The organism is Pseudoalteromonas sp. APC 3694 (genome assembly GCF_030407565.1).
Taxonomy (GTDB): domain Bacteria; phylum Pseudomonadota; class Gammaproteobacteria; order Enterobacterales; family Alteromonadaceae; genus Pseudoalteromonas; species Pseudoalteromonas tetraodonis.
The window spans coordinates 13,057-27,218 of the sequence record NZ_JASDDE010000052.1 but is presented as its reverse complement, the minus strand read 5'-3'; the positions used below and the strand labels follow the sequence as shown (position 1 = coordinate 27,218).

Annotated in this window: 14 protein-coding genes and 1 pseudogene; 6 read left to right on the top strand and 9 right to left on the bottom strand. The window is 39.5% G+C overall.

All coding sequences use genetic code 11. The annotated features are described in order from the left end of the window. Positions 1–57 precede the first annotated feature (57 nt). Positions 58–576: pseudogene (locus QMA00_RS15090) on the top strand (TonB-dependent receptor); the annotation flags it as partial. Positions 577–646: 70 nt separating this feature from the next. On the opposite strand, the gene adhP reads toward QMA00_RS15090, so the two are convergent. After that, a complete protein-coding gene (gene adhP, locus QMA00_RS15085; RefSeq protein WP_076923224.1) occupies positions 647–1,657 on the bottom strand; it encodes an alcohol dehydrogenase AdhP in 1,011 nt (336 codons plus the stop codon). A 217-nt stretch (positions 1,658–1,874) separates the two neighbouring features. On the opposite strand from adhP, the gene QMA00_RS15080 reads away from it, so the two are divergent. Beyond that, positions 1,875–2,423: an HTH domain-containing protein gene (locus QMA00_RS15080; RefSeq protein ID WP_013463314.1), complete on the top strand. Its 549-nt coding sequence runs from the start codon at positions 1,875–1,877 to the stop codon at positions 2,421–2,423. Positions 2,424–2,471: 48 nt separating this feature from the next. Here the strand turns inward: QMA00_RS15080 and QMA00_RS15075 are convergent, their stop codons facing one another. Together QMA00_RS15075 and QMA00_RS15070 are read right to left on the bottom strand one after the other, a co-directional pair. Further along, a complete protein-coding gene (locus QMA00_RS15075; protein WP_016900168.1) occupies positions 2,472–3,488 on the bottom strand; it encodes a lytic murein transglycosylase in 1,017 nt (338 codons plus the stop codon). Next, positions 3,481–3,762, bottom strand: a complete 282-nt coding sequence (locus tag QMA00_RS15070; protein WP_076920217.1) for a YcgL domain-containing protein — start codon at positions 3,760–3,762, stop codon at positions 3,481–3,483. Before QMA00_RS15070 ends, QMA00_RS15075 begins: the two co-directional genes overlap by 8 nt. A gap of 155 nt (positions 3,763–3,917) precedes the next feature. On the opposite strand from QMA00_RS15070, the gene minC reads away from it, so the two are divergent. The 3 genes from minC to minE are packed head-to-tail and all read left to right on the top strand — an operon-like array spanning position 3,918 to position 5,702. Beyond that, positions 3,918–4,622, top strand: coding sequence for a septum site-determining protein MinC (minC, locus tag QMA00_RS15065; RefSeq protein ID WP_076923225.1), 705 nt, complete (start codon positions 3,918–3,920; stop codon positions 4,620–4,622). Between the two features lie 5 nt (positions 4,623–4,627). Next, positions 4,628–5,437: a septum site-determining protein MinD gene (gene minD / locus QMA00_RS15060; protein WP_138626463.1), complete on the top strand. Its 810-nt coding sequence runs from the start codon at positions 4,628–4,630 to the stop codon at positions 5,435–5,437. A 1-nt stretch (position 5,438) separates the two neighbouring features. Then, a complete protein-coding gene (gene minE / locus QMA00_RS15055) occupies positions 5,439–5,702 on the top strand; it encodes a cell division topological specificity factor MinE (RefSeq protein WP_008111532.1) in 264 nt (87 codons plus the stop codon). Between the two features lie 55 nt (positions 5,703–5,757). On the opposite strand, the gene rnd is transcribed toward minE, so the two are convergent. From rnd to QMA00_RS15040, 3 genes are all read right to left on the bottom strand, one after another. Beyond that, positions 5,758–6,888 carry a ribonuclease D gene (gene rnd / locus QMA00_RS15050; RefSeq protein WP_290157853.1) on the bottom strand — a complete coding sequence of 377 codons (1,131 nt, stop codon included), beginning with the start codon at positions 6,886–6,888 and terminating at the stop codon, positions 5,758–5,760. Between the two features lie 50 nt (positions 6,889–6,938). Continuing rightward, on the bottom strand, positions 6,939–8,591 hold the full coding sequence (gene fadD / locus QMA00_RS15045; RefSeq protein WP_036984013.1) for a long-chain-fatty-acid--CoA ligase FadD: 1,653 nt from the start codon (positions 8,589–8,591) through the stop codon (positions 6,939–6,941). A 115-nt stretch (positions 8,592–8,706) separates the two neighbouring features. Further along, a complete protein-coding gene (locus QMA00_RS15040) occupies positions 8,707–9,558 on the bottom strand; it encodes an alpha/beta hydrolase (protein WP_069439734.1) in 852 nt (283 codons plus the stop codon). A gap of 187 nt (positions 9,559–9,745) precedes the next feature. Between QMA00_RS15040 and QMA00_RS15035 the strand changes: the two genes are divergently transcribed. Then, positions 9,746–11,032 carry an alkaline phosphatase gene (locus QMA00_RS15035; protein WP_076923228.1) on the top strand — a complete coding sequence of 429 codons (1,287 nt, stop codon included), beginning with the start codon at positions 9,746–9,748 and terminating at the stop codon, positions 11,030–11,032. 68 nt (positions 11,033–11,100) lie between these two features. Here the strand turns inward: QMA00_RS15035 and QMA00_RS15030 are convergent, their stop codons facing one another. The 3 genes from QMA00_RS15030 to QMA00_RS15020 form a co-directional block, all read right to left on the bottom strand. Next, on the bottom strand, positions 11,101–11,430 hold the full coding sequence (locus QMA00_RS15030; RefSeq protein WP_013463304.1) for a hypothetical protein: 330 nt from the start codon (positions 11,428–11,430) through the stop codon (positions 11,101–11,103). A gap of 74 nt (positions 11,431–11,504) precedes the next feature. Then, entirely contained in the window at positions 11,505–12,206 is a 702-nt protein-coding gene (gene tsaB / locus QMA00_RS15025) for a tRNA (adenosine(37)-N6)-threonylcarbamoyltransferase complex dimerization subunit type 1 TsaB (RefSeq protein ID WP_290157851.1), read from the bottom strand. Positions 12,207–12,214: 8 nt separating this feature from the next. Continuing rightward, positions 12,215–14,131: an ATP-dependent DNA helicase gene (locus QMA00_RS15020; RefSeq protein ID WP_013463302.1), complete on the bottom strand. Its 1,917-nt coding sequence runs from the start codon at positions 14,129–14,131 to the stop codon at positions 12,215–12,217. Between the last annotated feature and the right edge of the window lie 31 nt (positions 14,132–14,162).

The following is a 14,162-nucleotide window of genomic DNA, read 5'->3' as shown; positions in this document are numbered from 1 at the left end:
AAATCAAGCGATCAAAGCTGATGAGAATCGGTGATCAAAGTCATGAGAATACGCACCAACCCACTTTATGAAGCAGGCGTGTCTGCACCAAACGTAGTGGAGAGCTTCTTTGATGGTGAAGAACAAACCAAAGGTGTAGAAATTGACTTAAATGCGTATTTGAACGATCAATGGAAAGTTAACTTCAACGGTGTTTATCAAGATGCTAGAGATAAAACTAACCCAAACAGCACAAGCTTTGATACTCGCCAAAAAGGCGTGCCTTATGTAACTGCTAGCTCATGGGTAACTTACTCTGCGGCGTTATTTGAATTACCTCACGCAGTAGATTTAAGCGCAGGCTTAACGTTTGTTGATAAGCGCAGTACTAACTCAAGTTCGTTCGGTATTGATAACGGCTACGTCCCTGCTTATACCGTGTATGATGCTGCAGTTAGCTATAAAGCAGACAACTGGCAAATGCAATTAAACATTAATAACCTGTTTAATAAAAAATACTATTCTAAAGCCATGTTTTTAGGCGGAATGCCAGGTGAAGAACGTAATGCAAAGCTAAGCTTTAGTTACACACTTTAATAGTTTAATAATTTAAAAAGCACGGTATTTCAATTGAGATACCGTGCTTTTTTCATGTAAAAACTTAATATTAAATCGTAACAACTATGCGGCCGTTTATTTCGCCTTTAAGCATGTCATCAAAAATTTCATTAATATCTTCAAGTTTTTTCTCTTCAATGATGGCTTTTACTTTGCCTTGCGCAGCAAATTCAAGACATTCTTGCAGGTCTTTGCGCGTACCTACAATAGAACCTACTACTGAAACACCATTCAATACGGTATCAAAAATTGGCAGTGGCATATCTTCTGGTGGTAAACCAACTAATACACATTTACCCCCACGACGAACACTTTTATACGCTTGTTCAAACCCAGGTTTTGATACTGCTGTACAAACAACAGCATGCGCGCCACCTACTTGCTCAAAAATAGCCTCACTGGGCACCACTTCTTTAAAATCAAGCGTAATATCAGCACCCAACTCTTTAGCTAGCGCCATTTTCTCTTTACCAGTATCTACCGCAATAACATTAAAGCCCATTGCTTTTGCATATTGCACTGCTAAGTGCCCTAAGCCACCCACACCAACAATAGCAACCCATTGACCCGGTTTTGCATCTGATACTTTTAATGCTTTATACGTTGTTACGCCGGCACAGAATAACGGGGCAGCTTCAGCAAAGCCTAATCCATCCGGTATTTTGATGATGTAATCACCATGTGCTAAACAATATTCTGCATAACCACCGTCAATTGAGTAACCGGTATTATGTTGCGATAAACACAGGGTTTCACGTCCATCTAAACAAAATTCACAATGGCCACAGGCGCTATACAACCAAGGTACACCCACTCGGTCGCCCACTTCTAAATGTTTAATATTACTGCCTAGTTTTTCTATTACACCCACACCTTCGTGACCTGGTACCAATGGCATTTTTGGTTTTACCGGCCAATCACCATGACACGCATGTAAATCGGTGTGACATACACCACAAGCGGCTATTTTAACCAGCACATCGTTAGGACCTACCTCTGGGATTGGTAAATCGGTGATCGCTAACTTGCCTTTATATTCTGTATTTATTGCTGCTTTCATAGTCATTCCATCGTTTATAAAAAATTTATGCTATTTAACAAAGGCGTTAAACAACAATGTCATGTTGCATACCCGCAACATAACCCACTATAAATGCTTGAATATTAATCTATATCAATCATTAGTCGTAAAACGTGGTTTTTTATCCAAGCTAAACGCTTGCCATACTTAACCAGCGTGCTAGCATAGATTTCATTTATTTTTGAAACTTGTAACAATGACATTATCAGAAAAAAACTTTGCCTTTGTAATGCATTGTGGCGAGATGGGCAGCCGCTGGGGATTTAATCGTACAATCGGCCAAATGTGCGGATTACTTATTATTACCAAAGATCCAATGACGGCAAACCAAATCGCAGATGCACTGAGTATTTCACGCGGTAACGTAAGTATGGGAATTAAAGAATTACAATCTTGGCAGCTGATCAAGGTAATGCATATCCCAGGAGATAGAAAAGAATACTATGCCCCTGCAGGCGATATTTGGGATATGGCTAATCGCGTGTTTGAAGAACGTAAAAAGCGTGAAGTAGAACCTACGCTTAGCTTACTCAGAGATAACTTATTAGATGAAGCAAGTAACGACGATGAAATTTATGCACAAAAACAAATGGGCGAAATTCATAACTTACTTGAAACAGTGACTAAATGGTCGTCAGAGTTACAACGCTTAACCCCAGAGCAACTCAACAAACTAATGAAGCTAGGTTCAGGCATTGGCAAAGTCATTGACCTTAAAGATAAAATATTCAAAAAAGAGCAGTAAACCATTAAAAAAGCCGCAATGAGCGGCTTTTTAGTTATTCGCTTTAGCTTAAATTTTTGGGTAAGCAATTCTATCTGACAAATAGCCTACGCTGGTTGCAAAGTAGTATGAACGATTCCAGTGCATAAATACTTTGTAGTTATCGTATGCTAAATACATGCGTCCATTTATATCATCCGGCATCACCAGTGCTGCATCTACAGCAACCGTAGGTAAATCACTGCCATCAACACGACGAACACCTAATGCTTGCCAATCTGCTAAAGAGCGCTCTGATTTATCCCAGTACTCTAGCCATTGCTTTCGGGTTTTAGTACCGCGCTTTAATATATACTGCTTATCAAAGTCAGCGGGCAATTGTACCTGGCGACCCCAGGTTAAATTATCATTCCAACCCTCTTGCTTTAAGTAATTTGCAATTGAAGCAAACGCGTCTTCTTTGGTTGTCCAAATATCTTTGCGACCATCGTTGTTGTAATCAACGGCGTAAGCATTAAATGAGGTTGGCATAAACTGGGTTTGCCCCATTGCCCCCGCCCATGAGCCTTTAAATTTATCAAGCGTGATATGACCCGACTTTAATATATCCAGTGCTGCCCACAATTGGCGTTTGTATAACGCTTCACGACGTCCATCAAATGCTAAAGTTACTAAGGATGAAATAACATTGTGGCCGCCTTGAATAGCGCCAAAATTGCTTTCTAAACCCCAAATAGCAACAATAAAACGCGCTTGAACACCAAAGTCTTTTGCTACTTTTTCTAAGACTTCTTGGTTTTCTTTATACAATTTACGCGCACGATCTATTTTCCATTGCGGTACTCGTTTTGGTAAATACGTTTCCAGCGTTTCTTTTACTTCTGGCTGGTTTTTGTCTGCTGAAATGACTTTTTCTTTATAAGATGCAGTGGCAAATGCTTGCTCAATTAACTGAGTATCGTAGCCTTTTGCTATTGCCTCTTGCTTTAAATTAGTAAGATATTGTTGAAACTCAGCTTGTGTTTTTGCCATCACCGATGAGCTTAAACACACACCACACAATACAACCGCTAATTTTTTAATCACTATCTGCTCCATTTTGTTTTCTTAATTGACTTAGCAAGTTTTCCTCTGGTGGCGGAATTTGTAAATAATAGCCTTGGTCGCTAAGCGACTGTTTTAAAGTGTCTAAATCCGCTACGCCTAATTGAGTCCGCTTCGCTAAGTTAATGATCATCACGTACTGAGGTTGACCAAACATGGTCATTAAAGGTTCCGGAACTTTACTAAAATCGTCTCTTTTTTCAATAAATAAGAAAGTATCTGCTTTTTTCTTACTTTTATATACCGCAGTTAGCATTATGGCCCTATAAAATCTTGCTTAACAGTGCTACACACTATAACATGGCAATAATAATAAGTTATAAAAATTAGTGTGGAAACTGTAATAAAAGCCTTGTTCAGCCTAGGTTTATATAAAGTTACATGCTAACTAGACAATCCAGTTGAGCATCTATGTCGGACCAAATTTTTGAGCTAAAAGGCAACCTTTTTACGTTATCAGTTTTACATCTTTATAGTACTGATATTAACCTTTTAGCAGAACAGCTGTATGTAAAAATTGCCCAAGCCCCAAAGTTCTTTGAGGGTGCCCCCATTGTCGTCAATTTAATTGAAGTAAAAAACAGCGCAATCGACTTTGTTCACTTAAAATCGCTTATTGAACGCATGAGCTTTAATGCTGTAGGTGTATGTAATGGTTCGGATGAACAGCATAAACAGGCAAAAGCCGCAGGGTTATCTGTTTTAAACTATTCACAAGACGTTAAGAGTGAACCCGCAAGAGTAGAGCCAAATACTTCGGTTGTAGAAAAAACCGTGTATTTACCAGCGCAAATTATTAATGGTGCGGTGCGCTCAGGCCAACAAGTTTACGCCAAAGACCGCGACTTGGTGGTGTTAGGCGCGGTAAGCCATGGCGCAGAAGTGATTGCCGATGGCAATGTACATATTTACGGAACCCTACGAGGGCGTGCAATTGCCGGCGCAAAAGGGCTCGAAAACGCATACATATTTTGTAATAAATTAGAAGCAGAACTCGTTTCAATCAATGGTAATTACTGGATCAGTGACTCACTGCAAGGTGAACACTGGGGTAACGCAGTTCAAATACAACAAAAAAATGAATCTTTAGAAATTTCAGCTTTGGTTAAAGGATAAATCTCATGGCAAAAATAATTGTCGTTACCTCGGGTAAAGGGGGTGTTGGTAAAACAACATCAAGCGCAGCAATTGGTACAGGCTTAGCATTAAAAGGCTACAAAACTGTTATCATCGATTTTGATATCGGCTTACGTAATTTAGACCTCATCATGGGTTGTGAACGTCGCGTAGTGTATGACTTTGTTAATGTGATCAATGGCGAAGCTAACCTTAATCAAGCACTCATAAAAGACAAACGTGTAGAAAAGTTATTTTTACTTCCTGCTTCACAAACTCGCGATAAAGACGCACTCACCCGTGATGGTGTTGAACGCGTATTGAACGAGTTAAAAGAAGACTTTGACTATATTGTTTGTGATTCTCCTGCAGGTATTGAAGCCGGAGCTATGATGGCGATGTACTTCGCTGATGAAGCTATAGTTACAACCAACCCTGAAGTCTCGTCAGTACGAGATTCGGATCGTATTCTAGGCATTTTACACAGTAAATCGAAACGTGCCGAAGAAGGTTTAGAAAACATTAAAGAGCATTTGCTAATAACACGCTATAATCCAGATCGTGTAACAAAAGGTGAAATGCTATCTGTTGAAGATATCCAGGACATCCTAGCCATCGACTTACTAGGTGTCATTCCTGAATCTCAAGCAGTGCTTAGTGCATCAAACTCTGGACAACCGGTAATTCTTGATAGTGAATCAGACGCAGGTCAAGCTTATGCTGATGCGATCAGTCGTTTATTAGGCGAAACGGTTGAATTTAGATTTTTAGATGTAGAGAAAAAGGGTTTATTCAAACGGATATTTGGAGGTTAATGTGTCTTTACTTGACTACTTCCGCTCAGAAAAGAAAAACAGTGCGTCATTAGCAAAAGAGCGATTGCAGATCATTGTCGCGCACGAGCGTTCTCAGCGTGGAACACCAGATTACTTGCCACAATTAAAGCAAGATATTCTTGATGTCATTCGTAAGTACGTTAATGTAGGCGCCGATGCGGTTCAAGTTCAGTTTGATCAAAATGAAGACGATTTAGCGGTACTCGAGCTCAATGTCACATTACCTGACGAAGAAAAGAAATAATAAAAAAGGGCGCTAAGCGCCCTTTTTTATTTTTTACATCAAGCTATTTAATACTCTAATTATCCCACTCTTTTAGCGCATCTTTAACAAAATCATATCGCCATGAGCTGAGTAAATCTGGTTTTATGTGTTTTTCTTTTTGCTGAGCAGTTAACTTCCAGTTCCAACTAATTAGCTGATTTATTTGCTTTTTAGAGGCCATAACGTCTTCTGGAATGTTATGCTCTTTAGCAACTTTAGTAATTTTTTGTTTGATCTCCTTCGCTACTTTTTTATAGGTAGGAAAATCAATTAACCGCTTTAATACTTGCGGGTGTTGCTCAGCTGGAATGGCTTTGGCCTGCTCAATACACTTTAAAATTTCAACCCCAGAACGATTCACTTCAATGGGTTCTACCCCAGGAATTTGTCTCAGAGCATTTAAACTTGAAGGGCCTCGTTTGGCAATTTCGGTCATATTGTGCTCTTTAAGTACAAAATTAAGCGCTAGATTTTTACGAATAGCTTTATTTCGACGCCATACTGCTAACTCTTTAAGTACCGCTAATTCATGCGGCTTAAGCTGCCATGCATTTTTAATCTCTTTATAAAGTAGCTCATCTGGTGTTTGAAAAGCACGTTTATTGGCAACTAATTCACTTTCATTTATCACAATATCAAATAAATCAGCGGCTTTAATGCTATCTATAATTAACTCAAAACAAGGCAGCAGGTGATACGTATCAGCAGCAGCGTATTCAAGTTGCTTTTGAGTAAGGGGGCGTTGTAACCAATTAGTGCGCGATTCGCTTTTATCAATCTCAATATTCAAAAATGTTTTCACCATTAAGGCAAACCCCATACAGTTGCCCTCACCTAATAGCTGAAGTGCAAACTGGGTATCGAATAAAGGATAAGGAACAAACCCTGCGTACTTTTGAAAAACTTCAATATCTTCTGAGGGTGAATGGAGTACTTTTAGCACTTTAGGATCTTTAAGTATTTGCCAAAAATCAAACAAGGAAAGCTCGGCAAGCGGGTCAATAAGCGCTAAATGTTCGCCATCATAAACTTGAATAAGTGCAACTTCTGGATACAAAGTACGGCGGCGCATAAACTCGGTATCAATAGCAAGAATGGGTTTGCTTTTAATTTGTTCTACAAACGTATTAAGCTCATTTTGGGTTTGGATCAATTGGTAGTGCACTGAGTCTCCTACAATAAAAAAGCCGACTGATGTCGGCTTTTTTATAGTTGCTAATCTTTTAAGGCTCTTCTGAGAATTTTACCCACGTTAGTTTTGGGTAACTCATCCTTAAACTCAACGAGTTTAGGAACCTTGTAATTAGTTAAATTATCACGACAATGTTTTATTATATCTTTTTCAGTTAAAGAAGGGTCTTTTTTCACAACAAAAACTTTAACTTGTTCACCACTAATGTCATGAGGGATACCAACCGCGGCCACTTCAAGCACGCCTTCATGCATGGCAACCACTTCTTCTATTTCATTTGGGAAAACATTAAAGCCTGAAACAATAATCATGTCTTTTTTACGATCAACAATGTAGAAAAAACCTTCGTCATCGTAAGTGGCAATATCACCAGTTGCAAACCAGCCATCTTTTAAACATTCAGCCGTTGCATCAGGGCGATTATAGTAACCAAGCATTACTTGCGGACCTTTTACCCACAGTTCACCCGGCTCACCTTTGGCAGCTTCTTCACCGTTATCGAGCATTAATTTAATGTCAGTACTTGGCGCAGGTAGACCGATAGAGCCATTATAAGCTTCTAAATCATACGGGCTAATTGTGACTAAAGGAGAACATTCTGTCAGGCCATAGCCTTCCATTAGTTTGCTGTTAGTGACCTTTTGCCATTTTTCTGCAACAGGGCGTTGTACTGCCATGCCGCCGCCTAATGACATTTTAAGGTGACTAAAATCAAGCTCAGAGAAACCAGGGGTATTTAATAAGCCATTAAATAAAGTGTTCACCCCTGTGATAGCAGTAAATTTATGCTGACTAAGCTCTTTTACAAATCCAGGCATATCACGTGGATTAGTAATTAATACGTTTAAGCCGCCGTATTTCATAAATGTTAAACAGTTCGCTGTTAATGCAAATATATGATAGAGCGGTAGCGCGGTAATAACCACTTCTCTGCCACGCTCAAGCACGTTATCTAAACAACCAGATACTTGCTCAAGGTTACCCACCATATTACCGTGGCTCAACATTGCCCCTTTAGATACGCCGGTTGTACCACCGGTGTATTGTAAAAATGCTAAATCGCTTAAGTTAACCTCTGGGCGCTTATAGCCATTCAGATCAGCTTTTAATAAATCACAAAAGTTAATCGTGTTAGGCAACGTATAGCTTGGTACCATTTTTTTGAAATGCTTAACAACAAAATTGACTAAATGCTTTTTGAGTCCGCCCATCATGTCACCAACCTGCGTAACCACAATGTGTTTAACGTCAGTATTAGGCAGTGCTTTTTCAAGCGTGACAGCAAAGTTAGCAAGAATAAATATTGCTGATGTTTCAGAATCTTTTAATTGGTGCTCTAGCTCACGAACGGTATATAGCGGATTAACGTTAACCACCACACACCCTGCGCGTAAAATACCTAATATAGCAATTGGGGTTTGCAACAAGTTAGGCATCATAACAGCGACTTTATCGCCCTTTTTTAACCCTAAATCGTTTTGAATATAAGCCGCAACACGTTTTGTTGCCGCGTCAATTTCGTTATATGACAATGTTTTACCCATATTAGTAAATGCAGGTAAATCTTTGTAATCATTAAAACTTTTTTCAAACACTTCGAGTAACGAGTTGTAGTGCTCAGGATCGATTGTTTCAGGCATACCTTCTGGGTAGCGCTTAAGCCAGATTTTTTCCACTCTTAGCCCCTGTTTATAATTATATTTTTATTAACCTTAATCTAAGTAAGGCACTTTCACAATTGAGCAAATACTCTAATCTAGAGATAATCCCACATTTATCGGTAATATACAATTAACATGCACTACTTTGCACCATAAATGCGTGAATGTGTTCAAAACATAGTCCACTACTTTGCATATGGCAATGATGCCCACCAGGCACATCTATTACACTCAAGTTATTGTAATATTTACTATACTTGTCTAGATTTTGTTTTACAAATGGATAACCTTTATCACCTAATATTAATTGACATGGTGCAATTAATTCTTTTATTGCACCAATACATTGCGCTTCATCAAATCGAAAACCTGAGTGATTTTTAAGCTTAGGATCAGTCGTTAACTCAAACCCACTGTGCATTTGTTTTATGTTTCTGTCCATCAACAACGCGATTAGTTCATCATTTAAATCAGTTGTTTTTGCACGCGCTTGATAAATTTGTTGTTTTGAAGTGTATACCCGTGATTTTTTTGTACTAAACCTTGCTCGGTTTAGTATGGCATTTCTTAGCTGAGAACACACTTCATCGCTATCGGTAGTAACACAGCCTATACCTTCAATAAAAGAAACAGATTTTACGTACTCACTAAAACAACTAGCAAACAGCCCTGCTACCATAGCCCCCATAGAATGACCAACCAAGTGTACCTTCTTTAACTTAAGCGCTGTGATTAATGCATACACATCATCCACATAATCAATAAAGTAGTAATGTGCTTGAGGGCTTCGCCAAGATGACAGTCCATGCCCTGGAAAGTCAATGCAATACCATGTTTGCGAAGGTGCAGCACGACTCAGCATAGGCACGAAGCTAGCACAATTATCTAGCCAGCCATGCAGAGCGATAACGACGTCTTCACCGTCTCCAAATTTTATACCGTGTATATCTAAGTCATTAGCTTTTACCGAAAATGGTTGCAACGCAAACCTCAACTTTTTTATTTGGTTATGGCCATAACATACAAGAGTTAATACACAAATAATAGAACTGAACTAATAGAACACACACTTAAATTTCGAGATTTCATAACATATTCATTTATTTATCTTGCTATCGGTATACAATAATAGTCGCTATTAAAATTAGTACACTTAAAGGGTACGCACAATGAAAAAACAGTTCGGCTTATTAGCGCTTTTATGTACAACAGGAGCATTCGCTCAAACAGCGCCTAAAAATGTTATTTATATGATTGGTGATGGCATGGGTCCCGCTTTCACTACCGCTTATCGTTATTACAAAGATGACCCTACAACAAAAGAAATAGAAACAACCGTTTTCGACACTATGTTAAAAGGCATGGCGCACACTTATCCTGATGACCATACTTATGTAACAGACAGCGCAGCAGGTGCAACTGCACTTAGCAGCGGTCATAAAAGTTATAATGGCGCAATCGCTGTCGATACGGCAAAAAAACCGGTTAAGACCATGCTAGAAATTGCAAAAGAGCAAGGAATGACAACAGCGTTAGTGGCTACTTCACAAATTAACCATGCAACACCTGCAAGCTTTGCCGCGCATAATGAATCAAGAAGAAATTATGATGACATCGCAAACGACTACATTGACAATAAAATTGCTGGTAAATTACCGGTTGATTTAATGTTAGGCGGTGGAACTCAATATTTTATTCGTGATGACAGAAACTTAGTCGACGAATTTAAAAAAGCAGGTTATCAATACGGTGACGATATTAAAAACTTAGGTCAAATTACACAAATCCCTGCTATTGGTTTATACGCACCTAAGGGATTACCTTTTGCGCTAGATGAAAACCCTACGAGATTAAAACAGTTAACCTCTAAAGCGTTTGATTTGCTTGATGGGCAAAACGATAAAGGCTTTTTTGTGATGATTGAAGGCAGCCAAATTGACTGGTGTGGTCACGCAAATGATATTGCTTGCGCAATGGCTGAAATGGACGACTTTGCAAAATCAATCGAAACGGCAAAAGCCTATGTAGATAACAACCCAGACACTATTTTAGTGATCACGGCTGATCACTCTACAGGCGGTTTAACCATTGGCGCGCATGGCCAATACAAATGGGGAACCGACATCATCAAAGGTGTTAAAGCCACTGCGGGTACATTAACCAAATTATTAATGGGATCAGATAACCTTAAAACGGTATGGCAAGCCAATACCCGTATTGAGTTTACAACTGAAAACGAAATTAAACTTAAACAAGCTAAAGCCATGGGTGAAAAAACCCTTAATTTAGCGGTTAAAAGCATTATCAATGATTTAAGTTTCACTGGTTGGACAACGGGCGGACATACCGCTTCTGATGTGCAAGTATTTGCCTATGGTAAAAATAGCGATGACTTTATTGGTTCACAAAACAATACTGACATAGCTAAAAAACTGATTAGTTACATAAAACAGTAATCACTGGTATAAAAATAAAAAGCCCGAATAATCTATTCGGGCTTTTTATTTGGCTATTAATTTTATAATTAAGCATATATATCAACACCAATTAAGCTTTGAACTTCAGCTCTTCGCTCTAAATTAGCAAACTCAGTGTAAGTAGAAATTGCCTTACTAACTTGCGCACTCGGTTGATCGTAAATAGTTTGGCTATATTGGGCCTCTTTGGTGTTCGCTTTTACAAACTCTTTTGCGAGTTCAAGCCCTTCGGGGCTACTCTTAACATAGTCTGTATTGGTTTTCTGTGGTATTGGCTGCTCTGATAGTCGTTCGGGCTTTGCCGTAACAACAGCAGTAGAACGCACCTTAGCAGGGATATCACCAGTAAAAAAACCAGAGCTTATAGGCAGCGACATTACGCTTCTCCAACCAACAACATGCTTAAATTATGATTTAAAATAGTTCAATATGCAAACAATACAACTTAGCGTTATTCGCGGCCTGGTAATTTTTTCCAGGTCACTGTGTCACGCACATACTTAGGCTGAGCATCGCTGGCTTTTACGCCATTACCTGCAAGGTACTGTGCATCCACTAACGCTAACATGTATTGTGCATCGGGTAGCGTAATTTCAGGGTGTACACTCACATTTGTAAATGTAGTTAATGCATCGGGATAACTTTTAAATCCAGTCCCCACGCCGGTTGCTGTTTTGTTTGTGTCTATCAATGAAGCATCAAGCAGTTCAGGCTTAAAAACACGTTCTTCACCTTGAAGTGTCATCAAATTATTATTAACTTGGTATTGAGCAAAGTATATTTCCCCCATACGCGCATCAATGCTTGAATAAACCACTTCATCGCCAAATTGTTCAAACGCTTGTTGCGCCATAACCGCTAAGGTAGAAACCCCTACTAGCGGTAAATTCGTTGAATACCCAAGCCCTTGTGCTATGGCCACGCTAATACGCACACCCGTAAAGCTGCCTGGACCTTGGCCAAAGCCAATAACATCTAAATCTTTTAATTTACAATTGGCTTTATTAAGCAGCACATCAATAAGTGGCAGAATTTTTTGACTATGCTGCTGCGGACACTCTTCAAAATGATGAAACGTTTTACCTTGATAATGCAAAACAAGCGATAAAGCCTCTGTAGAAGCGTCTAGGGCGAGAATGTTACTTTTGATCATTTTTGTACTCAATTAATATGTTTTAAAAATGTATTTGCATCTTCTAAGCTACGTGTACGGCGCATTGGCGGTAAACTCTTTAAAAATACTTGTCCATATTGGCGTGTAACTAAACGATTATCGCAAATTACTAACACACCTTTATCTTTGTTATCACGAATTAAGCGACCTACGCCCTGCTTTAAGGCAATAACCGCTTGTGGTAACTGAATATGCGCAAAGGGATCTTTTCCTTGCATTTGGCAATCCTGCATTCTAGCTTGCAAAAGCGGATCATCGGGCGCCGCAAACGGCAGTTTGTCGATAATAACACAGCTTAAAGTACTGCCTCTTACATCAACCCCTTCCCAAAAGGACGCTGTGCCGAGTAACACGGCATTACCATGACGGGTAAATTTTTCTAATATAATGCGTTTAGACATTTGCCCTTGCATGTAAACCGGATAGTCCATTTGTGTGGTTAAGCCCTCAGCCACCAAATGCATCATTCGGTAACTAGTAAATAGCACAAAACAACGCCCTTTTGCTGATTTTATGAGTTCGAGAGTTAACTTTACAATCGCATGCGGCATATTATCGGCGTGCGTTTCAGGTAAATAGCGCGGCAAGCACAAAAGCGCCTGATTTTCATAATCAAATGGACTGTCTACCATCATACTTTGCTTTGGTTTTAACCCAAGGCTGGCATTAAAATGAGTGAGTTCGTTGTCGACCGATAACGTGGCCGAGGTAAACACAAACCCTGCGCCAGACTCTTTCATCATCAAAGCAAATTTAGCCGATACATTCAGCGGCGTTATATTTATGGTTAAATAGCGCCGCGTGGTTTCGTACCAATAACTAAAGCCTGTTTGGGCGGTATCAAATACGCGCTCTAACTGGCCTTTAAATGCCAACACCCGCTCAAATGGGTGTTCAATTTTATCACTTCGCTCTAGGCAGTGTTTTAAAACCTGATATACAAATTCTAAATCACTAATAACGCGGTGTAATGCAGAGCAAATAAGCTTATTACTGAGCTTTTCACGCCAATCCCCGCGGCTACCGTCCACACCAAACTGCAATCTTAAATCGGCGACACTGGTTTCCAGTTTATTCAAACTTTTTCCTAATTGCAGCATGTCTGGAATTTCAGCGCGGTAAATAGCGCGTAAATCATTAATTAAATCCACCAGCTTTTTAGTACTCATGGTTTCGCCAAAATAGTCGCTGGCAATTTCACTTAACTGGTGGGCTTCATCAAATATATAGGCATCTGCGTTGGGCATTAGCTCTGCAAAGCCAGACTCTTTAACCGCCATATCGGCAAAAAATAGATGATGATTAATTACGACAACGTCGGCATCCCCTGCTTTTAAACGCGCTTTACGAATATAGCACTCTTGAAAGTCAGGGCACTCTTTACCTAAACAGTTATCTGCAGTAGAGCTGACATACGGCAACACTTTGGCATCTTCTTCAATACCAATACAGTCGGCTAAATCGCCGGTATGCGTTTCACTGGCAAATTTAGCAACCATAGCAAGTTGGTGCATTACATCAGGGTCGTCTGTAGGGACGTGTGCAACATGTTGGGTAAGCCGATAAGTGCATAAATAATTGGCACGCCCTTTTAACAATGCCGTTTTTTTAGCCGCGCCTAAGGCTTTTACTAACACCGGTAAATCACGATGATACAGCTGTTCTTGCAGTGCTTTAGAACCGGTTGAAATTATTGTTTTGCCTTTAGATTTGAGGGCTGGCGCTAAATAAGCAAAGGTTTTACCTGTGCCAGTACCGGCCTCAACAACAAGCTGGGAACTTGTTTTTAATGCATCCTCAACAGCCACAGCCATATCAATTTGAGGTTGGCGTGGTGAGTATCCATCTATTGATAAAGCCAAAGGCCCGGTTGCACTAAACAGCTGTTTGATAATACCAATCACTTTATAAAAAATAATAGCGGGATTCTACGTA